At 48.1% G+C, this 24,097-nt stretch carries 19 protein-coding genes; 6 read left to right on the top strand and 13 right to left on the bottom strand.

The window, feature by feature from the left end; all coding sequences use genetic code 11:
• Positions 1–9 precede the first annotated feature (9 nt).
• The 4 genes from secD to pnuC all read right to left on the bottom strand — a co-directional run bounded on the left by secD (position 10) and on the right by pnuC (position 3,548).
• A complete protein-coding gene (gene secD / locus HQN60_RS13675; protein WP_173534179.1) occupies positions 10–1,833 on the bottom strand; it encodes a protein translocase subunit SecD in 1,824 nt (607 codons plus the stop codon).
• A gap of 45 nt (positions 1,834–1,878) precedes the next feature.
• Positions 1,879–2,205, bottom strand: a complete 327-nt coding sequence (gene yajC, locus HQN60_RS13670) for a preprotein translocase subunit YajC (RefSeq protein WP_173534178.1) — start codon at positions 2,203–2,205, stop codon at positions 1,879–1,881.
• 279 nt (positions 2,206–2,484) lie between these two features.
• The gene (locus HQN60_RS13665) at positions 2,485–3,000 is read right to left on the bottom strand and encodes an AAA family ATPase (protein WP_173534177.1); all 516 of its coding nucleotides are present in this window, start codon (positions 2,998–3,000) and stop codon (positions 2,485–2,487) included.
• Complete coding sequence (pnuC, locus tag HQN60_RS13660; protein ID WP_173534176.1) at positions 2,997–3,548, bottom strand: nicotinamide riboside transporter PnuC; 552 nt, start codon at positions 3,546–3,548, stop codon at positions 2,997–2,999. Before pnuC ends, HQN60_RS13665 begins: the two co-directional genes overlap by 4 nt.
• A gap of 193 nt (positions 3,549–3,741) precedes the next feature.
• Here pnuC and HQN60_RS13655 point away from each other — a divergent pair, with 193 nt between their 5' ends.
• Positions 3,742–6,036, top strand: coding sequence for an HDOD domain-containing protein (locus HQN60_RS13655; protein ID WP_173534175.1), 2,295 nt, complete (start codon positions 3,742–3,744; stop codon positions 6,034–6,036).
• Between the two features lie 94 nt (positions 6,037–6,130).
• Complete coding sequence (locus HQN60_RS13650; protein WP_173534174.1) at positions 6,131–6,667, top strand: phasin family protein; 537 nt, start codon at positions 6,131–6,133, stop codon at positions 6,665–6,667.
• A 95-nt stretch (positions 6,668–6,762) separates the two neighbouring features.
• On the opposite strand, the gene bamC is transcribed toward HQN60_RS13650, so the two are convergent.
• Both bamC and dapA read right to left on the bottom strand, forming a co-directional pair.
• Positions 6,763–7,911: an NlpB/DapX family lipoprotein gene (gene bamC, locus HQN60_RS13645; RefSeq protein ID WP_173534173.1), complete on the bottom strand. Its 1,149-nt coding sequence runs from the start codon at positions 7,909–7,911 to the stop codon at positions 6,763–6,765.
• Between the two features lie 31 nt (positions 7,912–7,942).
• Positions 7,943–8,818, bottom strand: a complete 876-nt coding sequence (gene dapA, locus HQN60_RS13640) for a 4-hydroxy-tetrahydrodipicolinate synthase (protein ID WP_173534172.1) — start codon at positions 8,816–8,818, stop codon at positions 7,943–7,945.
• A 531-nt stretch (positions 8,819–9,349) separates the two neighbouring features.
• Between dapA and nagE the strand changes: the two genes are divergently transcribed.
• The 3 genes from nagE to HQN60_RS13625 all read left to right on the top strand — a co-directional run bounded on the left by nagE (position 9,350) and on the right by HQN60_RS13625 (position 13,507).
• Positions 9,350–10,852: an N-acetylglucosamine-specific PTS transporter subunit IIBC gene (gene nagE / locus HQN60_RS13635; RefSeq protein WP_173534171.1), complete on the top strand. Its 1,503-nt coding sequence runs from the start codon at positions 9,350–9,352 to the stop codon at positions 10,850–10,852.
• Positions 10,852–11,373 carry a PTS sugar transporter subunit IIA gene (locus HQN60_RS13630; protein WP_173534170.1) on the top strand — a complete coding sequence of 174 codons (522 nt, stop codon included), beginning with the start codon at positions 10,852–10,854 and terminating at the stop codon, positions 11,371–11,373. Before nagE ends, HQN60_RS13630 begins: the two co-directional genes overlap by 1 nt.
• A gap of 103 nt (positions 11,374–11,476) precedes the next feature.
• On the top strand, positions 11,477–13,507 hold the full coding sequence (locus tag HQN60_RS13625) for a prolyl oligopeptidase family serine peptidase (protein WP_173534169.1): 2,031 nt from the start codon (positions 11,477–11,479) through the stop codon (positions 13,505–13,507).
• 64 nt (positions 13,508–13,571) lie between these two features.
• Here the strand turns inward: HQN60_RS13625 and HQN60_RS13620 are convergent, their stop codons facing one another.
• The 3 genes from HQN60_RS13620 to HQN60_RS13610 form a co-directional block, all read right to left on the bottom strand.
• On the bottom strand, positions 13,572–13,832 hold the full coding sequence (locus HQN60_RS13620) for a DUF2164 domain-containing protein (protein ID WP_173534168.1): 261 nt from the start codon (positions 13,830–13,832) through the stop codon (positions 13,572–13,574).
• Positions 13,833–13,896: 64 nt separating this feature from the next.
• On the bottom strand, positions 13,897–14,991 hold the full coding sequence (locus HQN60_RS13615; RefSeq protein ID WP_173534167.1) for an anhydro-N-acetylmuramic acid kinase: 1,095 nt from the start codon (positions 14,989–14,991) through the stop codon (positions 13,897–13,899).
• 19 nt (positions 14,992–15,010) lie between these two features.
• A complete protein-coding gene (locus HQN60_RS13610; protein ID WP_173534166.1) occupies positions 15,011–16,345 on the bottom strand; it encodes a M23 family metallopeptidase in 1,335 nt (444 codons plus the stop codon).
• A 328-nt stretch (positions 16,346–16,673) separates the two neighbouring features.
• On the opposite strand from HQN60_RS13610, the gene HQN60_RS13605 reads away from it, so the two are divergent.
• The gene (locus tag HQN60_RS13605; protein ID WP_173534165.1) at positions 16,674–17,498 is read left to right on the top strand and encodes a class I SAM-dependent methyltransferase; all 825 of its coding nucleotides are present in this window, start codon (positions 16,674–16,676) and stop codon (positions 17,496–17,498) included.
• A 144-nt stretch (positions 17,499–17,642) separates the two neighbouring features.
• Here the strand turns inward: HQN60_RS13605 and tyrS are convergent, their stop codons facing one another.
• The 4 genes from tyrS to adhE form a co-directional block, all read right to left on the bottom strand.
• Positions 17,643–18,917: a tyrosine--tRNA ligase gene (gene tyrS, locus HQN60_RS13600; RefSeq protein WP_173534164.1), complete on the bottom strand. Its 1,275-nt coding sequence runs from the start codon at positions 18,915–18,917 to the stop codon at positions 17,643–17,645.
• Positions 18,918–18,981: 64 nt separating this feature from the next.
• Complete coding sequence (lolD, locus tag HQN60_RS13595; protein ID WP_173534163.1) at positions 18,982–19,656, bottom strand: lipoprotein-releasing ABC transporter ATP-binding protein LolD; 675 nt, start codon at positions 19,654–19,656, stop codon at positions 18,982–18,984.
• A complete protein-coding gene (locus HQN60_RS13590) occupies positions 19,649–20,890 on the bottom strand; it encodes a lipoprotein-releasing ABC transporter permease subunit (RefSeq protein ID WP_373281530.1) in 1,242 nt (413 codons plus the stop codon). The genes lolD and HQN60_RS13590 overlap by 8 nt, the downstream gene beginning before the upstream one ends.
• Before the next feature lie 108 nt (positions 20,891–20,998).
• Positions 20,999–23,635, bottom strand: coding sequence for a bifunctional acetaldehyde-CoA/alcohol dehydrogenase (adhE, locus tag HQN60_RS13585; protein ID WP_173534161.1), 2,637 nt, complete (start codon positions 23,633–23,635; stop codon positions 20,999–21,001).
• Between the last annotated feature and the right edge of the window lie 462 nt (positions 23,636–24,097).

Below are 24,097 nucleotides of genomic sequence, written 5' to 3'. Positions count from 1 at the left end.
GCTCCCGCCTTAAACTGCTAACGTGTTCACACGACGGTTGCCGTAGATGAGGTTGATCATGGCGCGTGATACAAAGACTGCGCTATACATTGAAGTCAAAATCCCGATGCAATGCACCCAAGCAAAACCACGGATCGCGCCCGAACCAAAAATCAATAGCGCCAAACCAGCGATCAAGGTGGTGATATTCGAATCCAAAATGGTCGCAAACGCATGGTCATAACCGTTTTTGATTGCCAATTGCGGTGTTGCGCCATTGCGTAACTCTTCACGTACCCGTTCATTAATCAGTACGTTGGCATCAATCGCCATCCCCAGGGTCAAGGCAATCGCCGCAATCCCCGGTAATGTCAGTGTAACGCCCAGTAACGACAGCAATGCCAGCAAGAATAACAAGTTGGCACCCAGTGCAAGGGTTGAGACCACACCAAATACGCGGTAATAGAACATCATAAATACCGCAATCGCCAAGAAGCCATACAAGGTTGAGTTAAAGCCCTTGCTGATGTTTTCTTTACCCAATGATGGGCCGATGGTGCGTTCTTCAACGATGTTCATTGGTGCCGCAAGCGAACCGGCGCGAAGCAGTAGCGCGGTGTCATTGGCTTCGGCAACGCCCATCGAGCCAGAAATCTGCACGCGACCACCACCAATTTCTCCACGAACTACTGGCGCAGTAACCACTTCGCCTTTGCCTTTTTCAACCAAGATCATTGCCACGCGTTTGCCAACGTTATCGCGCGTTAATACTTTGAAAATCGCTGCGCCAGTTGAGTCTAAGCCTAGATGAACTGCAGGTTCGTTTTTGTCATCAAAGCCCGCTTGTGCGTCGTTGATGTTTTCACCGGTGAGTTCAACTTCTTTTTTCAACAAGATTGGCACATTACGACCATCAGCACGGCGCTCACTCATTAGCTCGTAACCTGCTGGTACATTGCCATTAATGGCTTCAGTCAGCAGCGCTTGATCATCCGCGACCATGCGTACTTCGAGGGTGGCGGTGCGGCCAAGAATATCTTTGGCTTTGGCGGTGTCTTGTACACCAGGCAATTGCACGACAATACGGCCTTCGCCTTGCTGTTGGATCACCGGCTCGGCAACGCCCAATTCATTCACCCGATTGTGTAGCGTGGTGATGTTTTGTAAAACGGCGTCATTTTTAAGCTTGGTAATCTCGGCAGCTGGATAGGTGATGACGAGTTTGTAGGTGCCATTTTCGGCAACGTCTTGAACTTTTAGATTGCCCAAGATTTTACGCACCGCGAAATTAGCGGCTTTAAGTGTTGCTTCGTCGCGCAGTTGTACTTCAACGCGATCACGCTCTCGGCTCACTTTGCCGTAACGGATTTTTTTGTCTTTGAGTTCGCGGCGAACGTCGCCGGCGGTTTTTTCAAGGGCTTTATCTACTGCCGCTTTCATGTCCACTTCAAGCAAGAAATGCACACCACCGCGTAAATCCAGACCCAGTACCATCGGTTTGGCATGCAGTTTGGTGAGCCAAACTGGCGTGTCTGAAATTAAATTTAACGCCACGATATAGTCGTCGCCCAAGGCCGCTTGGATTGCATCTTTGGCTTTGAGTTGGGTGTCGGTATCTTTAAAGCGAACTTTAACTGAAGTGCCTTCGAAATAGCTGTCAACCGGAGTGACGCCGATGGCCTTTAGAATCGTATCAGCGCGTGCCACCATGGCATCGCTGACTTTAATCGTTGCGCGGGCGCTAGAGATTTGTAGCGCAGGGCTTTCACCGTAGAAATTAGGAATCGTGTAAATCGCTGCAATCAGAATCGACGCAACAATAAGAAGGTACTTCCAGAGAGGATAGCGGTTCATGCTTGGGCCCCAACAAATACGGCAGCAGGGCTGCCGTATCATTGATTATTTATTGTTTTTTAGGGTGCCTTTTTCCAGGCGCTGACCGATGGCCGCACGCTGAACTAAGATCTCAACATTGTCTGACAATTCAAGCGTAACAAATTGGTCGTTTAATTTAACGATTTTGCCTACGACGCCACCGGTGGTGATGACTTCGTCATTTTTTTGCAGTGCTTCGAGCATGGCACGAAGTTCTTTTGCTTTTTTCTGTTGTGGGCGAATCATTAAAAACCAGAAAATCGCAAAAATAGCGATCATTGGCAAAAATGACATAAAGCTTGCTTCTGCGCCTGGCGCAGCAGCATTAGCGAAAGCAGGTGCAATCAACATATGGTTTCCAGTGTGTAAGCCAAACAAAGGCGGACTATTCTAGCGGGTGTCGCAGGTAAAATCCACCGCTCTGCATTTTAGAGACGGCATTCATCATGACTAAGATGGGGTAAAAAAGTTCTGCGCTGGGTCATAAAGTGCACAAGAAATGCTTGTTTAAGGCAAAAAATAGCACTGATGTGGCGATTGCCGCACATCGTCAACTCAGCCAATCTACGCCCTGTGCAAAATACCAACTATTTAATGCAGTATATTCCGGTAGCTTTTATGCATCAAAGGCTACAGTTCGATACCCATTGTGCTTATTTGTTGTTGTGCACAAGTGAATCTTTGGGCGCCCAGTCCGGTTACAACTCGAAATGGCGTACTGCCTATTTGTAAGCGTTGTGCATAGCGCTCAAAGATTGCATTGCGATCAGTGGGGTTTTCTCGCAAGGGGTCGGCTTGCCATGGCAAATCCGGCGCACAGAGTAAGATGCCGTCATAGCGTGAGGCCAATTCTAATTGCTCAATATCTGCCGGGCAGTGGCCAAATTTCACTTCGCTCCAAATTCGGCACACCAATGGCGAGGTATCACAGATCAAATGTGCGTACTGGCTGGCTGTCGCGGTTTCTTGTTGAAATTGCAGTTGTGCAATGCGAATGACATCGTTGATGCTGTAATGTTGATGGGGGTGTGTTGCAAAATATTCTCTCGCATATTCAGCAACATAGCCGCATTGAAAATGCGTCGCCAAGGCCATGCCAAGTGTTGACTTGCCGCAAGATTCAGGTCCAACGATGGCGATTTTCATCGCAGCTTTTTGCGCCAAGTTAGCCAGCCTGTTAGCGCCAAAACAGTCAAAATAAGATACAGCACGGCAGTAAGCTGCAAATCTTTATACCAATAGATACCAGCAGAAATTAAGTCGAGCACAATCCAATAAATCCAGTTTTCTATTTTTTTACGAGCTTGCATCCATTGGGCAATTAATCCAAAAATAAACACGCTGGAATCCAAATATGGCACGTCAGTAGGCAGAAATTGCACTTGAAATTGCGCCACCAGCAACAGCAACACAATGCCGGCGGCATTAATATACAGCCATTCTTTACGACTTAAGCGCTCGATTTTGACATCATCGTTTTGGGTTTGATTGCGCCAATGATAAAAGCCATAAGCAGCAATGCCGGCATACACCAATTGCAATAGGCTTTCGCCATATAAATGCGCATTTAAAAATAAATACACATATAACAAGCTGGCGATGATTTGCAAAGGCCAAGTAAAACGGTGCTGGCGTGTCGCTAAATAAATCGCGAGTAAACTAATTACAAAGCCAATAATTTCAATCGAACTCATTCAATTTAACCTGTTAATCCATTACGTCGTTAATGCGTGATACCGAAAGTGGTGTAGTCAGGGTTTTAAGTATCGTCTTGCTGATATGCAGACAACAGCGTGAAAACACGGCAAATAAATGACATATCAATCGGGAGCTGCATTTTTTTCAGGCCGCAGACTATATTGAATAGAGAAAAAAAGGAAGCCAGAAATGAAAAGCTTTGCCAATGGCCGCTTTATCGTTGAAAAAAAATTAGGGCAGGGCCAGCAGGGCTTGGTGTATTTAGTTAACGATACACAGCAGCAGCGACGTGTGGCTTTAAAGGTGCTGCATAGTCACGCCATCGAGCAACTTCAATCAGCACAAATTTTAAGTCAATTCAATCATCCCAATATGGTGAGCCTGTACGAGATTTTAGTGGATCAAGGGCATCCTTGCGTGGTCTTTGAGTGGATTGAAGGGCAAACCATGGTTGAATATTTGCAATCGACGGGTCCAGTGTCGCCCGTCGTTGCAGTGCAATGGATGCTGTGTGTATTGGACGGCGTTGGCGCTGCGGCGCAATTAGGGGTGACGGTACAAGGCAGTGTATTGCATAACGTTTTTTTAAACGCCAGTGGCCAAGTTAAGCTAATGGATTTTACCATCAGCCCAGGGATTTTAAATGGTGACGCTGCTTTGCTATCTGAAGCGATCGGTCGTCAGGTTGATAGTCAATCGGCGGTGGTTTTTGCTTATGGTTTGATGTTATATCAGCTGTTAAGTGGTCAGTATTTAACGCCGGATGCGCTGCCAGAGGTGCTAACAGCCATTGCGAGCGGGATGTTGTCATCAACGCACGATGTGGCGATTGATCCGCAATTAAATCATTTGTTGATGATGGCGCTGTGCGAGGGCGAACAGCCTGCTTATGCCGATATTGGCGCATTGCAAACGGCACTCTCGGCATGGCTACTCAGTAGCGAGGGTCAGCACGCTCATGCAGCGCAGCGTAATAGTACCTTTGATTTTTTGTTGCGGCGAATGCGCCATACCGCCGACTTTCCATCGCTGTCGCAAACCATTAGTGCCATTAATAAGCTCAATGATGTTGAAGGTGAGCGTTTGCAAAATCTATCGAGCGTGATTTTGCAGGATTTTTCTTTAACCAATAAATTACTCAAAATGGTCAATTCGGCCACTTATGGTCAATTTGGTGGTTCGATTAGTACGATTTCGCGGGCCATTGTGATTTTAGGTTTTGATACCGTTCGCAATTTAGCCATTACGATTTTGCTGTTTGAACACATGCAAAACAAAGGGCAGGCCGAGCGTTTGCGTGAGGCGGTATTGCAAAGCTTTTTTGGCGGTATTTTAGCCCGCGAGTTGGGTGTAAAAAGTGCTTGGCGCGATGTTGAGGAGTTACTTATTTGCGGCGTATTTCAGCATTTGGGTCGGTTGCTGACTTTGTATTATTTTCATGAAGAAAGCTTAGAAATCAATAAACGAGAACAACAAAATCAAGAAAGCGAGTCGGTGGCGGCCGAAGCTGTGCTAGGCATTACCTATCGAGAGCTCGCCGCTTTGGTGATGCACACATGGCATTTCCCGGAGCGGATCACCCAAAGCCTACGTGAATTGCCAAGCGTGCGGCATGTTCCCCAAAATCAAGCAGACCGTTTACGCGTATTTGCTAATTTATCTTCTGATTTATTGCCCTTGGTCGGTATGTCGGGCAAGGCGTCAACGACGCATTTACAGCAAGTAGCTCAGCGCTATGCCGGAGCAGTTGCTTTCAAAGAGGCTGCTTATCATGAGGTGCTGCGATCTGCGGCACAGCAATATTTGTCTTATTTGTCGATTCTGGGGGTCGATATTCAAGGTAGTGTATTTGCCCGCAGCATTAAGAAACTCGTGATGCACGGCGATATACCTACCGAGGGCGTAGAAGTCGATGGCATGCAAGCGGCCGCAATTCGTTTGCAAGAGCCGGCATCAACGCCTAACGCCGCCGCCAGCTTAGCCGCTGGGGTGCAAGACATCACCAATACCATGGTGGGAGAGTTTAAATTAAACGATGTGCTGCGAATGATCTTAGAAACCATGTATCGCAGTGTGGGTTTTGAGCGGGTTTTATTTTGTACGCGAGACATCAAGTCAGCAGGGATGGTGGCACGATTTGGATTTGGTACGGAAATTGAACGGATTTTGCCGCAGTTTCAATTTAAATTAGAGCCGGTGCTCGACGTATTTCAATGGGTGATCGCGCAGCAAGCGGATGTGCTAGTTGAGGATATTAATGCCAAGAATATTACTGATCGGATTCCTGCTTGGTATCGAGCGCTCGTGCCAGCGCAAACTTTGATTGTATTTCCTTTGGTGCTAGATAAAAAAACCATTGGTTTGTTTTACGCAGACAAATGTCAGGCACAATCTTTAGTCATTGCGCCAGAGCAGCTTAATTTACTAAAAACGCTGCGCAATCAGGCGATTTTGGCCATCAAACAAAAGCAACTCAGTGGTTAATGGTGCGCTGCACAAATAAAACTTGACATTCGATGGCCGCAAGCTAAAAATGACCATTGATGCAGTGCACAATTCAACCATTTGGAGATTCTACATGTTTAATACTCAACAACAGTTTGCTGATCTTGGCCAAGCCCAACTAGAAAAATCTTTACGTTTAACTAATATCGCTTTGAGCGGTGCTGAGCGTTTGTTCCAATTGCAAATGGGTATTGCACGTGATTTGTTGACTGAAAACGCAAAAACAGCAAAAGCTTTGTCGGGTGTTAAGTCGGTTCAAGAATTGGTTGAATTACAAAAAGGCTTGGCGCAACCTAATGTTGAGAAAAGCATTGCTGTTGCTCGTACCGTTTATGAAGCAGCTAGCAGCACTCAAGCTGAATTGAATAAATTAGTTGAAGAGCAAGTACTTGAATTCAACAAAAATCTAGTGTCTAGCTTGGACAAAGCTGTAGCACAAACGCCAGCGGCTAGCCCAGCAGTTGCGGCAATGAAAAAAGCGGTTGAGAGTGCAAGCAGCGCTTACGATGCCATCAATAAAACCAGCCAACGCATTGTGACTAACCTCACTGATGCCACTGTTGCTGCAGTAGAAACCAGCGCAAAAACTGTTGCTCACGCGGCAAAATAATTCGGTTTGACGCATAAAAAAATCGACCTTCGGGTCGATTTTTTTATGGTTACACACAGTGTGCTATCGCAATAGCGCACAGTGTGTATTGGCGTTTATTTCAATTGCTGCAGCAAGTCTTGCAAGATTTGTTTGCTGTTTGCATCGTTTGCGCCACCATTGAGTGGTTTTGCCGTGATACGAGTGCGATCTAGCTCTTGTTTTAACTGAACTTGATATTGCTGCATCGGTGTTTCTTTTGGATTTTCTTTGCTACGCCAAAATGCCAAGCTACCTAGGTAATCGGTTTCTTTTTCTTTCGAAATATTCGCAGCAGCACGTTGCACAATAAATGTGCCTTCATTGCGATTGCGATCTTCTACGGTATAACCAATTCGATCAAAGGCTAGGCCAACACGGCGCCAAGCGCGATCGTAAGTATCTTTAAGTTCGAGTTGATTGCCCGCAGGGTTGAGCGCAGCACGTGATGGAATCGTGGTTGCTGTTTGCATCGCCGTCGTGGCTTGTTCTTTGCTCATGCCAAATTGCTGCAACATCAATTTAAGCATTTCAGCGTCTAATTCAGGATCTGAAGGACGTGGCGTCCAGATGGTTTTGCCGCCGCCGCCAGCGGCAGAGACTTTAGCTTCTTCTGAGCCATCGGCAAACACTTCACGCATACCGCGATGTGTGACATAAATTTCAACCGTACCTGGCTCAGTGCCGCGTTCGATGCGCGTGCGGTAACGATCGAGCTCACCCGTAGAGATGAAACCATCGGCCACTTTACGTAATAAATTGGTGACAAAGTCGCCCGGCAAAGCGGCGCGATTCTCTAGCCAATCCGTTTCCATAACCCCAGTTTGCTCATTGTCTTGTGTGAGCAAAAAGCCATTGCTGAGCCAAAACTCACGCAATTCAGGCCAAATTTTAGCCGGGTCACCCTTAACCACCAGCCAGCGTGCGCCGTTGGCTTGCATGATCTTGGCGTTTTCATAGACCGGCAGCACGCTACCGTTGTTGCCGCTGGTTTTCTGCGCTTGCGCTTCATTGGCCAAAACGGCGCTCTTCGGAACCGCATAGTTAGCATTTACACTCACCGCAGTTAGATCGGGCGGTACTTCGAGCGCGTTTTTCGCTAAATTATCGCTGCCACCACGGTAATCAACTTTGCTTTGCATGAGAAGTTGATCGGTTGAGCAACCCATTAGGCTGCCAATCATGAATGCACTTGATAGATATAAAGCTAATTTCTTTTGCTGCATGTTTGTATCCATAAATGTGGACGACACAAAGTTATAAAGCACCGGCCTGAATAAGCGCTTGGCGCACTATACCCTGAGCACTCTCTGTAAGGCGAGTTAATGGTAGACGAATCCCTTCTGGAACCCGGCCCATTGTTTCTAGTGCCCACTTAACTGGGATCGGATTGGCTTCGATAAATAAGTGTTTATGTAGACCTTGCAAACGATCATTAATGCTTTTTGCGGTTTGAATGTCGCCGTTTAATGCCGCCGCACACATTTCATGCATGGCTTTCGGTGCCACATTGGCGGTCACTGAAATTGTGCCGTGCCCGCCCAGCAAAATAAAGGGCAGTGTTGACGCATCGTCGCCGCTATAAAAGGCAAAATCTTTTGGCGCACGCAGCATTAAATCTGCGGCTCGCTCCATATTGCCAGTCGCGTCTTTAATCCCAACGATATTGGGCAATTGCGCCAATTGCAGTGCAGTATCGTTCGATAAGTCACACACCGTGCGCCCTGGCACGTTATACAGCAGGGTTGGCAAGGCGGTGTTTTCTGCGATGGCTTTAAAGTGTAAATACAAACCATGCTGTGATGGTTTGTTGTAATAAGGGACCACGCTTAGACCGTAGTTGGCACCAACTGACAACGCACGTTGTGAGAGGTGAATGGCTTCGCGGGTTGAATTCGCTCCGGTGCCCGCAATGACAGGAACACGGCCCGCCGCTTGTTCGACGACCACTTTAACAATCTCAATATGTTCATCCACTGAGACAGTAGGTGACTCTCCTGTTGTGCCAACGGCCACTAAACCGTCGGTGCCTTGTTCAATATGCCAATCGACCAGCTTTCTAAGCGCTGAGAAATTGATTTGACCATCCGCATCCATCGGAGTGACTAATGCAACTAGGCTTCCTGTGAGCATGAGCAAATTTTACCAGTGAGCAAAAGGGAATCATTCTAACCGAAGCAATTCACTCACGAAACCGACTTATTCCATTCAAAGCATGAAATATTGGCGTTTTTGATGCTGTTGGAATTTTATTTGCCTTAAATTACATCTTTATATGTAATTTAATGTAACAAATGTTTAAGAAGTTGCAAATGCCATTGAGCTTGTTGAGCAAACTCAACAATATGGGAAAACTTGTAGCAGAGAATGAGTTTGGGTTTTGGTTGTTCTGGAAAAAGTATCGACAAAGATCGAAACCATTCATGCAAATAAACGCTGAGCCAATAGCAAGGTGAACCACAAAGTGTCAGGCCGTAATGACATCAAAAGGATCAAGTCTTGTTATAGAAGTGGGTTCAGTACTGCGTATTTTCAATCTGCGGTTGATTGCTAAATACAAAGGGCATGAATAAGTTCAGCTGTTTCTTCTACGAGCGAATAACACTGCATGCAGTCATGGTGCAGATCACCATTTTGGTGAACATGTAAAAAAGGGGATGCGTCGTGAATATTTTAGGTTATTTACAAAAAATCGGCCGTGCGCTGATGGTGCCGGTGGCTACTTTGCCAGCCGCCGCAATTATGATGGGTATCGGTTACTGGCTTGATCCAAACGGCTGGGGTGCGGATAGCGCCACTGCAGCCTTTTTGATCAAGGCCGGTGCTGCGATCATCGACAATATGTCGATCTTGTTCGCAGTCGGTGTTGCATACGGTATGTCAAAAGATAAAGACGGTGCTGCGGCACTGGCCGGTTTGGTGGGTTACTACGTTTTGACGACACTATTGTCGCCAGGCGCGGTATCGCAAATCGAAGGCATTGCACTCAAAGACGTGCCTGTCGCTTTTGGTAAAATCAATAACCAATTTATCGGTATCTTAACGGGTGTGATCGCGGCTGAAATTTACAACCGCTTTAGCCAAGTTGAGTTGCACAAAGCCTTGGCCTTCTTTAGTGGCCGTCGTTGTGTGCCAATCATCACTTCGTTTGTGATGATTGTTGTTGCCTTTATCTTGATGGCGATTTGGCCAGTGATTTACAACGGCTTGGTTAACTTCGGTATGAGCATTAAAGATATGGGCCCTACAGGTGCTGGTATCTATGCCTTCTTTAACCGTCTGTTGATTCCAGTTGGCTTGCATCACGCCCTGAACTCAGTGTTTTGGTTTGACGTTGCCGGTATTAACGATATCCCTAACTTCTTGGGCGGTGCTAAATCTATCGCTGAAGGCAAAGCAGTTATCGGTGTGACTGGTATCTACCAAGCTGGTTTCTTCCCAATCATGATGTTTGGCTTGCCAGGCGCTGCATTGGCGATTTACCACACTGCAAAACCTGAAAACAAAGCACGCGTTGCATCAATCATGATCGCCGCTGGTTTTGCTTCATTCTTTACCGGTGTGACTGAACCGCTTGAATTCTCATTCATGTTCGTAGCACCTGTATTGTATGTATTGCACGCGTTCTTGACAGGTGTATCGGTTTACATCGCTGCAAGCATGCAATGGATTGCTGGTTTTGGCTTTAGTGCTGGTTTGGTGGATATGGTCTTGTCTTCGCGCAACCCATTGGCCAAAGACTGGTTTATGTTGTTAGGTCAAGGCGCTGTATTCTTTGCGGTGTACTACTTCGCTTTCCGTGCAGCGATCACTGCGATGAACTTGAAAACACCAGGTCGTGAAGACGAAATCATCGAAGAAATCGCAACACCAGAATCTGCAGCTGCTTCTGCTGCCGTTGCCTCTGGTAGCACTGCCGAATTGGCCATGGCGTATGTGACTGTGGTTGGTGGCGCGAGCAATGTAACCAACGTTGATGCATGTATCACTCGTTTGCGTTTGTCAGTGGTTGACGCTGACTTGGTGAACGAAGCTGCAGCAAAAAGCTTGGGTGCCAGTGGCGTGATTAAATTGAACAAACAAAGTGTACAAATCATTGTTGGCCCTAAAGCTGAATTGATTGCTGATGCTTTGCGGATTCAGTTGGCGTCTTCAGCAAAAAAGTAATGGAAGTTGCGCCTGCTGCTGCACCAGCAGCGGCGAGCGTAGCACCCGTAGTAAATAGCAATGAAACGATCCTCTTGGCACCGATTAGTGGTGAAGTGATTGCGATCGAAGAAGTGCCTGATGCAGCATTTGCTAGTAAAGCGGTTGGTGAAGGTGTTGCCATTCGCCCTACAGGTAAAATCGTTGTCGCGCCTTGTGATGGTGAATTGGTGAAGATTTTCAATACCAATCACGCCTTTGCATTGGTGACTGATTCAGGCGCTGAATTGATCGTGCATATCGGGATCGAAACAGTGAAGTTAGGCGGGCAAGGTTTTACTCGTCTGGCACAGCAAGGCGCACGTGTTAAAGCGGGCGACCCAGTTTTGGAATTGGATCTTGATTATTTAGCAGCCCATGCTGCGTCGATCATTAGTCCAGTGATTTTGTCCAATGCCGATCAGTTCCAAGCACTAGAAAGTGTGGCGAGCGGTTCGGTTGAGGCAGGCAAAACAGTACTGTACAGCTTCAAAGCCAAGTAATTAGTTGGCGTTTTAAAAAGCCACGAGCCTGCTCGTGGCTTTTTTGCGTTGAAAGCTAACGCCATTGGCGTATATTGTCGCGCTTCACGTTAAGTAGTCGCCTATGCCACACTCAGATCCTTTTCTTTTTCTTGAAGACCACGACCAAGCACAAAGCTGGATTGCGGCGCAAAATCAACGCTGCCGTGCGGCAATGGATGCTGATCCAAGATTTGCGCTAATGACTGAGCAAATCTTGCAATTTAGCCAAAGCCAACAGCAAATCCCGTACTTTGCCCAGCATGGTGACTGGCTGTATCACTTTTACCAAGGCAGCACCCGGCCGCGCGGCGTTTATCGCCGCACGACATTGGCGTCGTACCAAAGCCCCGACCCGCAATGGCACATTGTTTTTGACTTAGACCAATTGGCGGCAGATGAAGGGGTTGAATGGCAGCTGGCGGGGATTTCGCACTGCATTTTGCAAGCTAATTTGTGCCTTATTAGCTTGAGTGTGAGTGGGTCAGACGGGCATGTTTGTCGTGAATATGATGTAGAGCAGCAAGGTTTTGTTGCAAACGGCTTTCATTTTCCTTTTGGCAAAAATGTCATTCATTGGCGAGACGCCAATAGTGTTTTTGTTGCGCCAGCATGGGATGAAAGCCAACTGACGCAAGCGGGCTTGCCGTGTGAGGTATGGTTACTACAGCGCGGGCAAGACTGGGATGGCGCCGCTAATTTGGTGGTGCTACCAGAAACATCACTCAGGGCGCAGGCATGGCGTTTTCTAGACGGCAACCTGACCGCATTTGATGTGATCGAAGCCGCGCACAGCCTAGACCAAAAAGCCTATTACCATTTGGATGATGACTTGCAACTGCAGCATTTGCCGCTGCCGTTACGTTGTGATGTTTTGGCGTATAGCCATGGTGATTTAATCGTTAAATTGGCCAGCAATTGGTCGCGACAAGGGCAGGATTACCCATCCGGCGCATTGCTGGCGGTGGCGTGCGATGCAAAAACCGCAAAACTGGGGCGAATTCAGTTGCTGATTGCACCTGACGCGCAGCAAAGCATTCAGACCATTGAGGCCACATTGAGCGGCATCGTGGTGGCGATGCTCGATTGCGTTAAAAGTCGGGTGCTTGGCTTTGTTTGGCAACAAGGGGCGTGGCAGCAGCAACCCAATTTATTGCCTGATGGCGGCGTGATCGAGTTTGTGGATCAGCCTTGGCAAACTGATGTTTTGTATTTCAACTACAGCGATTTTTTGCACCCAGCCACGCTGTACCGTTACGATTTACTCGGCCAACAGACGCCAGAAATACTACGCCAACAACTGCCGGCTTTTGATAGCCAGCATTTTATTCAACAGCAACGCTTTGCTCGTGCCAAAGATGGCACGCCGATTCCGTACTTTATCGTGCATCATCAATCTTTGGTTTTGGATGGGCAAACACCAACCCTTCTGTATGGTTACGGTGGGTTTGCGCAGTCTTTGTTGCCGTATTACGTCGATAATCTGGGTCCGCAATGGTTGGCTAAAGGCGGGGCTTTTGTTGTGGCCAATATTCGTGGCGGTGGTGAATTTGGCCCCGCTTGGCATCAAGCGGCGCAAGGCGCTGCGCGGCAAGTGAGTTTTGATGACTTTATTGCCATTGCTGAAGACTTGATCGCGCAAGGGCTGACATCTCCGCGCCGATTGGCGATTCAAGGCGGGAGTCATGGTGGTTTATTGGTCGGGGCTTGCCTGACTCAGCGCCCTGAATTATTTAAAGCTGTCGTTTGTGAGGCACCTTTGCTCGATATGCTGCGCTACCCCGAGCTAGGGGCGGGCGCCAGTTGGTTGGCCGAGTATGGTGACCCAGCGATTGCCGAGCAAGGTGCTGTTTTGGCGGCGTATTCGCCGTACCAGCATGTCGCCCCCGCCAGCGAGCAAACTTATCCTGCCGTATTGCTAAGCTGTGCCAGCTGTGATGATCGCGTTCATCCGGCGCACGCGAGGAAGATGGCGGCCAAATTGCTTGAGCAAGGACATCAGGTGCTGTTTTTTGAAAAAGCGCAAGGCGGCCATCAGCACGGTTATTCGGCGCTAGAAACCGCTCAAGAGCTCAGTCGTACCTTGGTTTTTTTGCAGCAACAATTGATGGATTGATGTGATTGCATGGTAGGTATTTAATTCTGGCGCTTATTGGCTAAGCGCTGGATTAATATACCCATCAGCGTTGGGGTTTTTTGTTCCAATAGCCAGTGGCGACTTCAAAACAGTGCTCAGGCAGCGACTCCACTTGTTGCGCAAGATGGTTTTGCGCGTCGCGAATCGCTTGGTTGTAGATGTGTGGGCCAATTTCGCGCAGTACAAAATCCAGCACCAAAGTCGCTTGCAGCTCGCCAATGTCGGTGTCGAGCTCTTCTCGGCAATAGCGTTGAATGGCGTGCTGTAATTGTGGATGGAGTGATTTTTCGATTTGAATGCTCATATTCGGTCAGTGGCTGTGTTTGAGGTTGATTGCTAGGGTGTAACGAGTATTGATTTTGCTGCGCTTAGTTTGGCCAGATGGCGCCTAAAATGCGCGAGCCTTGTGCGCCGGTAACCGCAGGTAGATTAGCACTGGCGCGGGTTATGCAGCGCTCGGCCAGCCATGCAAATGCAAAAGCTTCCACCCAGTCTGGATGAATGCCAACGCTGGCGGTGCTGCTGACTGGGCAAGAGAGTTGCTGGGTCAATAGATGCATCAACTGCTGATTATGTGCGCCACCACCACAGACTAATACTTCATCTGGCGTGCCTTGGCTTAAAATGGCTTGGCTGATGCTGTTGGCGGTCAGGGCGCATAAAGTCGCTTGCACGTCTGCAGCTTTATCGTTCCGTCCGACCAAATGCTGATCTAGCCAAGTCTGGTGAAATAAATCACGCCCCGTGCTTTTTGGAGCAGGTTGCGCAAAAAATGGCTCGGTGAGCATGTCTGCCAGTAGATCGGGCAAAATTTGACCGCTGGCAGCCCAAGCGCCATCGGCATCATAATTCGCCCCTCGGTGCTGGTGAATCCACAGGTCCATCAATACATTGCCCGGGCCACTATCAAAGCCAGTAATGCGCTGGTCTTGACCTAGCCAGCTTAAATTGGCGATGCCGCCAATATTCAGAATTATCCGATTTTGATTTGGGCTAGCAAAAACCGCTTGGTGAAATGCGGGAACTAGCGGTGCACCTTGCCCGCCCGCTGCTACATCCCGAGAACGAAAATCACCGACCACGGTAATGCCAGTATGCTCAGCAAGCAGTGCATGGTTGCCGATTTGCAGTGTATACCCCAGCTCAGGGCGATGACGAATGGTTTGGCCGTGATTGCCAATGGCCATAATGGCGTTGGGCTTGAGTTGGGCTTTCTCGAGTAGCGTCGCCACTACCGCAGCACAGGCCAGGCTATGGGCGTTAGCGGCGAGTTGCGCCAAGTGGATTTCATCGTGCGACGCGCTTTGCAGTTGCAATAATTGCGCGCGCAGTTGTGGTGGCAATGGCGCCCCCAAGCTGGCGATCAATCGTGGCGTGCTGTCTTGCATGTCGACGATCACTGCATCGATACCATCCAAGCTCGTACCTGTCATGAGCCCAATATAGAGATTACTCTGCGCCATTGCCGCTACATCCTGTGAATTAATCCAATTTGGCCAATTCTACCTTGCTCAGCAGCGCCAATTGTTGCTTTGTGCGCAGCATTTGTGGTTTAAATTGCGCCAATTGTGTCGCATTGAGTGGTTTGCTATTGGGTAGCTTCAAGGTTAAAGGATTAACTTGCGTGCCTTTGACTTTGAATTCGTAATGCAAATGTGGCCCAGTGACGCGGCCGGTGCGGCCTACTGCGCCAATCACTTCACCTTTTTTAATGCTTTGTCCGGGTTTTAGCCCTTTGGCAAAAGCCGATAAATGCGCATACAGCGTGCTGTATTGGTCGCCATGCTTTATCTCGATAAATTTACCGTAGCCAGCATCGCGAGTCACTCGCGTTACTACGCCGTCGGCCGCACTGTAAATGGGCGTGCCAGTTGGTGCGGCGTAATCTACGCCTTTGTGTGATTTCCATTTAAACAATACCGGATGGAAACGGCGAGAAAATCCTGAGCTAATCCGTGAGAATTTTACTGGGGAAGACAAAAAGCTTTGCCCTGAGGTTTCACCATTTTGATCAAAATAAGCGCCTTCAATTCCCGCGCCGGCAAACCAGTAAATCTCGTGCTTTTGGCCGTTATTGGTAAATTGCGCGGCTAAAATCCGCCCGGTGCGTAAATCTTCGCCGCCACTTTTTTCAACTTCGTAAATGACCGAAAAATGATCTCCCGCTTTCAGGCTGTTATGGAAGTCGACTTTTTGCTCAAATGCTTCGATCAATTGCTGGGCGACTTCATCGGGTAGGCCGATCGCGTCGGTTGCACCATAAAAAGAGCTGCTAATGGTGCCGGATTTTTGCTGCGTGTATTTCTCGGTAACGGCGGGGGCGATTTGAGTGCGCAGTTGCTCGCCATCGCGAATCACTTGAATCAAATTGCCGGCCTTGTTGAGGTAGCTCATTTGTAATAAACGGCCGTCAGGCGTGGTTTGCGCGCGAATCAAACGCCCAGCAGACAGCTCGTACAACACTTTGGCACTGGGGTCGGTGCGAATAAATTCCCATGCTTGGTTGTCGTTGATCGATAGCTTATTAAACAATTTACCCAGCCCGTCGCCGGTTTGAATGATTTCTTCACGCCAGAATGGGGTGTCACTTTGTGCTGAGACAATCGTGGGGGTAATGAGCTGTTGTGTGACTTGGCGCACATTAACCGGCTCACTCGGGCCGTACTCAACCACGCCGTAAGCGGTGACCATCAAGCTTAGGGGTAAAAACACGGCTGCTGTCAACCATGCTAAATGTCTTTTTTGCCAAGATGCTTGCGTCGAAAGCGCACTAGTGGCGCGCACCTTGGTGAATGATTGCGGTAAAATCCGTTTCATATAGTTCCTAATCCAAACCGCATGGCGCGCTAAGGCGTGCCGATCATGATTGATATAACTCGTTGTTGAGCCATAAAGCTCATGCCCGTTTTTGTAGCGATTGACGGTGGGTTTTTAAAAGCCCGATAAAAGCCGTCACTAAACAGACACCGAAGTCAATTTTTAGTTCGCTACTGTAGCATCGAAACGAATTGCGTCTAGTGGCACTTCTAGTAAGTGTAAATAGTCACACTGGTGCTTGAATTTGAATGATATGTATCTGTAACAAGGCTTTTAAATACCTTACAGATGGGGCAATACCCAAAGAATTACTTAGATAGGATTTGATATGAACGCCATTCCAGAAATTCGCGCTGGCCAATCGATTGAGCTATTAAAAGCGCTGCATATTCTCACTCGCGATGGCAAGCTAAACCAAGATAGTCGACGTAAGCTTAAACAGGTTTACCACTTGTTTAACTTTATTGAGCCCTTGCTAAAATCAACGCTGGCTGATCATGAAAATGTCACTTTGGTTGATCATGGCGCAGGCAAGTCTTACTTGGGTTTTATTATTTATGATTTGTTTTTTAAAGATAAACCGGCAGGCCATATTTACGGCACGGAATTTCGCTCTGAATTAGTGCAAAAATCGCGCGAACTGGCCCAGCTTTGTGGGTTTGAACGCATGACTTTTTTGGATATGTTGGTAGAAAATGCCGCCAGCGCCAAAGAAATGCCAGCGCAAATCGACATCGTGACTGCGTTGCACGCTTGTGATACCGCAACTGACGATGCCATTAAATTTGGCCTAGAAAAAAACGCTCGCCACATGGTGTTGGTGCCGTGTTGCCAAGCTGAAGTCGCCAGTGTGCTGCGTAAACACAAAAGCAAAGCCTTAGCGAGTACGCCGCTGGCGGAAATGTGGCGCCACCCCATTCATACTCGCGAATTTGGTAGTCAACTCACCAATGTGCTGCGCTGCCTGCAGCTACAAGCCAATGGCTATCAAGTGACAGTGACCGAACTGGTCGGTTGGGAGCACTCAATGAAAAACGAGCTCATTATCGCCAGCCAAAGCAAAGATGCCCCGCGCAAACAAGCCCGAGAAAAAATCGCACAGATTCTGGCGGAAACAAATTTGGCTGATATGACTGGTCGGTTCTTGTATTGATGCGTCGTAGGGCGGCAAGTTAGTAGTTGCACGCACTATGTGGCCTTAGATGGCATAAAAAAGCCCGACATAAATGCCGGGCTTTTTGTTACGTATTGAACTGCAGGGTATGAATGACTATGGCTGCAGCGAAATACCTTTGGTTTACTGCCAAACCACCAACGCATGATTTTTCTTGCCGCGACGAAGTAGGGTGTAACGGCCAAATTTGTAATCGGCTTCGGTGATTGTCGCGGTTAAATCAGTGATTTTGGCGCCATTAACAATCGCTGCGCCGCTTTCAATAAAGCCACGTGCTTGGCTTTTTGAGGTGGCAAGCTCAGTAGCGGCCAAGACATCAATCAAGCCATTGGCGTCGCGCGCCAGCTCGAATGTTGGCAAGCCATCCAGTGCCAGTTGTTCAAAATCAAGTTCGGTGAGGGCGTTTTGGTCTTCAGCAAACAGACTTTGGCTAATGCGCTCAGCCGCGATCACCGCGTCTTTGCCGTGTACGAGTTCAGTGACTTGTTCGGCCAAGATGCGTTGGGCTTCTGGTTTTTTACCTGAAGCCAAATCGGCGGCTTCAATTGCGGCAATCTCACTCACACTCAAGAATGTGAAGTAGCGCAGGAATTTGTATACGTCGGCATCGGCAGTCGAAAGCCAAAATTGGTAGAACTTGTACGGTGAGGTTTTCTTGCGGTCCAGCCAAATGGTGCCGCTTTCAGTTTTGCCAAATTTAGTGCCGTCAGACTTGGTGACCAATGGCATTGTTAAGCCATGTACCGATTGTTGGCGCATGCGGCGCGTCAAATCCGTGCCGGCTGTGATATTACCCCATTGATCAGAGCCGCCGATTTGCAATTGGCAACCGTATTGCTCGTTCAATACAACAAAATCGTAACCTTGCAATAGGCTGTAGGTAAATTCAGTAAAAGAAATGCCGTCGCCGTCGCGGTTAATTCGTTGTTTTACTGATTCTTTGTTAATCATATTGTTAACAGAGAAGTGTTTGCCGATGTCGCGCAAGAACGCCAAAATGTCCATCTTGGCGTACCAGTCATGATTGTTGGCCATAATGGCGGCGTTATTGCCTTCAAAACTTAAGAATGGAGAGACTTGGTTGCGGATTTTACCGACCCAGCCTTCGATAACGTCCAGTGTATTAAGTTTGCGCTCAGCCGCTTTAAATGAGGGGTCGCCAATCATGCCGGTGGCGCCGCCAACCAGTGCGATTGGTTTGTGGCCAGCTTGTTGGAAGCGCTTAAGCACCAAAATAGGCACCAAGCTACCAATGTGCAGACTGTCTGCGGTTGGGTCAAAGCCACAATACAGAGTAATGGCTTGTTCGCTCATGAGTTTGCCAAGTGCAACAGCGTCGGTTTGTTGGGCAATGAGGCCGCGCTGTTCTAGGTCAGCCAATAAATCAAATTGAGTCATTTGTTTTCCTTCTTAATCACAATAATAATGGGTATTTACTGCAAAGCATTGTCTTTCGCTGTTGCTAGCTTAATACCCCAAAGTCTAAACGCAGTGAGCGATCACAGCGCGCGGCCAATTCAGTGTCGTGCGTCACGATCACAAAGCCAGTGCCACTCTCTCGAGCCAATTCCAGCATTAAGTCAAACACCACGCCGGCATTTTTGCGGTCTAAATTGCCGGTCGGTTCGTCAGCCAATACGCAGGCGGGCTGGGTCACCAGCGCTCGCGCAATGGCGGCGCGTTGGCGCTCGCCGCCCGAAAGTTCGCTCGGCTTGTGGTGCCCACGATGGCCAAGGCCGACTTTGTCGAGCATGGCTTGCGCTTGCGCTAGGGCGGCGACCTTGTTCATTCGGCGAATAAATAACGGCATGGCCACATTTTCGGCGGCGGTAAACTCGGGCAATAAATGATGGAACTGATATACAAAACCCAGTTGATGATTGCGCAATAAGCCGCGCTCAGTTTCATTGAGCAAAAATGGATCTTGTTCCAGTAGGCGAACTTCGCCACTGGTAGGGGAGTCGAGCGCACCAAGGCTGTGTAGTAGGGTGGATTTGCCGGAGCCCGAAGCACCAACAATGGCCACGATTTCACCGCGATTCAGTTCGAAATTCACCGCACTTAATACTGGCGTTTGCAGCTGACCCGATTGATAGGTTTTGCTTAGGTTTTTTGCTGAAAGAATTGGATTACTCATAGCGTAGCGCCTCCGCTGGATTAACTCGCGATGCACGCCAGCTTGGGTAAAGCGTTGCCAATAGCGCCAATAACAATGAAATGACGCCGATGCTGATCACATCGTTGGCGATGATTTTAGATGGCAACTCGGTGATCAAATACACGTCGGCAGAAAGAATTTGCGCGCCGATGATTTTTTCAATAAAGGGGACGATGGTGCCAATATTGGCGGCGACCAATACGCCACCCGCGACGCCAGCCGCAGTGCCGATAAAGCCGGAAATCGCACCATTAACTAAAAATATTTTCATAATCGAAGCCGGCGACGCGCCCAGTGTTCGTAAGATGGCAATGTCCGCTTGTTTGTCAGTCACCAGCATCACCAGGGTTGACACCAGATTAAACGCAGCGACAGCGACAATGAGCGTCAAGATAATAAACATCATGCGTTTTTCGATTTCAACGGCGCGAAAATACGTTGGGTTTTCTTGGCTCCAGTCGGCAACAATCAGCTCAGGCAAGGTGCGATTGATTTCTCGAGCGACTTCACGGGCTTTAAATAAGTCGTCAATCTTGAGGCGTACGCCGCTGACTGCATCGCCGGTGCGATATAGTTTTTGCGCGTCGACCAGATGAATCATCGCCAAATTGGCGTCATACGGGTAGTAGTCCGCTTTAAAAATGCCGCCGACGGTAAACTGCCGCATGCGCGGGAGTAGTCCGGCCGGAGTGACTTGCCCTTGTGGGGTGATGAGGGTGACTTTGTCGCCCACGCCCACGCCGAGCTCTTGCGCTAGGGCCCAGCCTAGAACCACATTAAATTGCCCTTGTTGCAGGGTGTCTAGCCGACCGCTGACGATTTTGTCCGCCAATTCGCTGACTTTGGGCTCGAGCTCAGGGTTGATGCCGCGCACCAAAACCCCTTTGACTTGGCTACCATTGGTGAATAAACCTTGGCCCATTACATAGGGTGCTGCGCCTTTGACGTGTGGATTTTGCGCACTGATTTTTGCTGCCGCATGCCAGTCTTGCAGGCTATTGTCGGGGCTAGAGATCGTAATGTGCGAGGTCATGCCGAGCATGCGATTGCGTACTTCTTCTTGAAATCCATTCATTACCGACAAAACAATAATGAGCGCGGCAACGCCAAGGGCAATCCCGAGAATTGAAACCAAAGAAATAAACGAAATAAAGCCATTGCGCCGCTTGGCGCGGGTGTAGCGAAGGCCAATTAATAATTCATACATGCACAAGCGACCGGTTTTTTGGTGTGGGTGGGCAGTTTACCATGTTGATGCACAATCCTCCGACAGCAAAAAGCCCGCTTTTGCGGGCTTTTTGGGGTTAAGGCAAATTATTTTTTATTTGCTGGCTTTGGCTTCAGCGACTACGCCGTATGTTTCTTTGTATGCGCGGCCGTAGTAGCTGTCGATTAGGAGTTGTTTCAATTCGCTAATCAATGGGAAGCGTGGGTTGGCGCCGGTACATTGGTCATCAAACGCTTCTTCAGCAATGCGGTCAACACGGGCCATAAAGTCAGCTTCGTTAACGCCCGCATCTTTGATCGACATTGGGATGTTTAATACTTGTTTGAGTTCATCAACCCAAGCAATCAAGCTCTCCACTTTTTGGTCGTCGTTTTTGCCAGCCAGACCTAAATGCTCAGCGATATCGGCATAACGGCATTTAGCTTGTGGGCGATCGTATTGGCTAAATGCAGTTTGTTTAGTCGGAATATCGACTGCATTGTAACGAATCACGTTGCTGATCAATAGGGCGTTGGCTAAGCCGTGCGCCAGATGGAATTCAGCACCCAATTTGTGCGCCATTGAGTGACAAACACCCAAGAATGCATTGGCAAACGACATGCCGGCGATCGTTGCTGCATTGTGAACTTGTTCACGTGCTTTGGGATCGTTCGCGCCATTGATGTATGACGATGGCAGGTATTGCTTAAGTAATTTGAGCGCTTGCAGGGCGTGCGGATCAGAGAACTCGTTCGCCAATACCGATACATAGGCTTCAAGTGCGTGGGTTACTGCATCAATACCACCAAAAGCAGTCAACGATTTTGGCATGTTCATAACCAAGTTTGAATCGATGATGGCCATGTTTGGTGTGAGTTCGTAATCGGCAATTGGGTATTTCATGCCAGTTACTTCATCGGTTACCACGGCAAATGGTGTTACTTCTGAGCCAGTGCCTGAAGTGGTTGGGATGGCAATCAATTCAGCTTTAATGCCCATTTTTGGGAAAGTGTAGATACGTTTACGGATATCCATAAAGCGCAGCGCCAAATCTTCAAAATGAACTTCTGGGTGCTCGTACATAACCCACATGATTTTTGCAGCATCCATTGGCGAGCCGCCACCGAGCGCAATAATTACATCAGGTTTGAAGCTATTGAGCATTGCCACGCCTTTGCGAACAACGGCCAAGGTTGGGTCGGCTTCAACTTCGTGGAATACTTCAACTTCTAAACCTTGTTGTTTTAGAACGCGGATGGTTTCATCGCACATGCCGTTATTGAACAAGAAATGGTCGGTAACGATGGCTGCGCGTTTTTTGCTGCCACCCAACTCTTTAAGTGCAATCGACAAGCTGCCGCGACGGAAGTAAATGCTTTTTGGAAGTTTGTGCCACAACATGTTTTCAGCTCGCTTCGCAACAGTTTTCTTGTTGAGTAAATGTTTTGGGCCCACGTTTTCAGAGATCGAATTGCCGCCCCATGAACCACAACCCAAAGTTAGCGATGGCGCTAATTTAAAGTTGTACAAGTCACCAATACCACCTTGTGAAGAAGGCGTATTAATCAAGATACGGGCTGTTTTCATTTTGTCGCCAAAGTAAGCGATGCGTTCAGCTTGCAAATCTTGGTCGGTATAAAGTGATGAAGTGTGGCCAATGCCACCCAAAGCCACCAGTGCTTCAGCTTTAGATACCGCATCAAAGAAGTCTTTAGCACGATACATTGCCAAGGTAGGGGAGAGCTTCTCGTGAGCGAATTCTTCTTCTTCGCCAACTGAAGTCACTTCACCGATCAATACTTTGGTGTAAACCGGTACTTTAATGCCGGCCATTTCCGCGATCTTGATTGCAGATTGACCAACGATATTGGCGTTTAGGCCGCCGTTAACCAAAATCACTTTACGAACTGCTTCGGTTTCTTTTTTGCTTAAGATGTAGCCGCCGTTTTGGTTGAAGCGCTCTTTAACTTGTTCGTAGATGCTGTCTACAACGATAACTGACTGTTCTGAAGCGCAAACCACGCCATTGTCGAATGTTTTTGACATCAAGATTGAAGCAACTGCGCGTTTGATATCGGCAGTTTCATCGATAACAACTGGGGTATTGCCTGCGCCAACACCAATAGCAGGCTTGCCAGAGCTATACGCCGCTTTAACCATGCCTGGGCCACCAGTGGCCAAGATTAAGTTCAAATCTGGGTGCTTCATTAGGTGATTTGACAATTCAACAGTTGGTTCGTCAATCCAGCCGATGATGTCGCGCGGTGCGCCGGCAGCAATGGCTGCTTCTAGAACGATACGTGCCGCAGCGCAAGTTGATTTGCGTGCACGTGGGTGCGGGCTAAATACGATACCGTTGCGGGTTTTCAAAGAAATCAAGGCTTTGAAAATGGCGGTTGAAGTTGGGTTGGTCGTTGGTACGATGCCGCAGATAATCCCGATTGGCTCAGCAATTGTCATTGTGCCGAAAGCATCATCCACTGACAGAATGCCGCAAGTTTTTTCGTCTTTGTAAGCATTGTAGATATATTCAGAAGCAAAGTGATTCTTGATGACTTTGTCTTCAACAATGCCCATGCCAGTTTCGGCAACTGCCATTTTGGATAGTGGTAAGCGTGCATCGGCAGCGGCTAAGGCAGCAACACGGAAGATTTCATCGACTTGTTCTTGCGAATAAGTGGCAAACAATTGCTGTGCTTTTTTAACCCGAGCGACCAGTGCATCAAGTTCTTGTACATTAGTAACAGTCATTAGGATCTCCGTATATTTCAGTGGGTGTTGGTATTTCTATAAATTATGCACTGATTTTATTTACTAGGCACTAAAGCTTTGCCAGATAAATAAGCGTAACTATAAACATTGTTGGTTGGACAAAATCTCTATAGCTTGCTGCGGCATGAATTTCTATGTCGCTAGATTAAACGTCTACCGAGTGACGTTATTTGATATTTGTCATGTTTTTCAGTTTGCGGCTACATATGTTCGCATAATGTATATTATGTAAAGTAAAGTAGCCGCATTTACTCAAGCCGGCGCTAGTGCTGGGTTTGCTGTGTTTTGGTGTGTATTCCTTTGTTGGTACGTCCCTTGCTATCTCGCACTCAAGTCCCCTCCTCGTGCAACTACGTGTTGAAACAATCGTCGTACCAGACTTTGCTAAGTTGATTGTATTGGTCACGCAAGTATTGTGTTGAGTTCACTCTTTGTTGCGTG

Source organism: Deefgea piscis, assembly GCF_013284055.1.
In the GTDB taxonomy this organism is placed as follows: Bacteria; Pseudomonadota; Gammaproteobacteria; order Burkholderiales; family Chitinibacteraceae; genus Deefgea; species Deefgea piscis.
The sequence above is the reverse complement of the archived record's forward strand: the minus strand, read 5'-3'. Positions and strand labels throughout refer to the sequence as shown.

Coding starts and splice junctions, on each gene's coding strand:
- secD (WP_173534179.1), bottom strand. CDS start 1,833: ATGAACCGCTATCCTCTCTGGAAGTACCTTCTTATTGTTGCGTCGATT.
- yajC (WP_173534178.1), bottom strand. CDS start 2,205: ATGTTGATTGCACCTGCTTTCGCTAATGCTGCTGCGCCAGGCGCAGAA.
- HQN60_RS13665 (WP_173534177.1), bottom strand. CDS start 3,000: ATGAAAATCGCCATCGTTGGACCTGAATCTTGCGGCAAGTCAACACTT.
- pnuC (WP_173534176.1), bottom strand. CDS start 3,548: ATGAGTTCGATTGAAATTATTGGCTTTGTAATTAGTTTACTCGCGATT.
- HQN60_RS13655 (WP_173534175.1), top strand. CDS start 3,742: ATGAAAAGCTTTGCCAATGGCCGCTTTATCGTTGAAAAAAAATTAGGG.
- HQN60_RS13650 (WP_173534174.1), top strand. CDS start 6,131: ATGTTTAATACTCAACAACAGTTTGCTGATCTTGGCCAAGCCCAACTA.
- bamC (WP_173534173.1), bottom strand. CDS start 7,911: ATGCAGCAAAAGAAATTAGCTTTATATCTATCAAGTGCATTCATGATT.
- dapA (WP_173534172.1), bottom strand. CDS start 8,818: ATGCTCACAGGAAGCCTAGTTGCATTAGTCACTCCGATGGATGCGGAT.
- HQN60_RS13630 (WP_173534170.1), top strand. CDS start 10,852: ATGGAAGTTGCGCCTGCTGCTGCACCAGCAGCGGCGAGCGTAGCACCC.
- HQN60_RS13625 (WP_173534169.1), top strand. CDS start 11,477: ATGCCACACTCAGATCCTTTTCTTTTTCTTGAAGACCACGACCAAGCA.
- HQN60_RS13620 (WP_173534168.1), bottom strand. CDS start 13,832: ATGAGCATTCAAATCGAAAAATCACTCCATCCACAATTACAGCACGCC.
- HQN60_RS13615 (WP_173534167.1), bottom strand. CDS start 14,991: ATGGCGCAGAGTAATCTCTATATTGGGCTCATGACAGGTACGAGCTTG.
- HQN60_RS13610 (WP_173534166.1), bottom strand. CDS start 16,345: ATGAAACGGATTTTACCGCAATCATTCACCAAGGTGCGCGCCACTAGT.
- HQN60_RS13605 (WP_173534165.1), top strand. CDS start 16,674: ATGAACGCCATTCCAGAAATTCGCGCTGGCCAATCGATTGAGCTATTA.
- tyrS (WP_173534164.1), bottom strand. CDS start 18,917: ATGACTCAATTTGATTTATTGGCTGACCTAGAACAGCGCGGCCTCATT.
- lolD (WP_173534163.1), bottom strand. CDS start 19,656: ATGAGTAATCCAATTCTTTCAGCAAAAAACCTAAGCAAAACCTATCAA.
- adhE (WP_173534161.1), bottom strand. CDS start 23,635: ATGACTGTTACTAATGTACAAGAACTTGATGCACTGGTCGCTCGGGTT.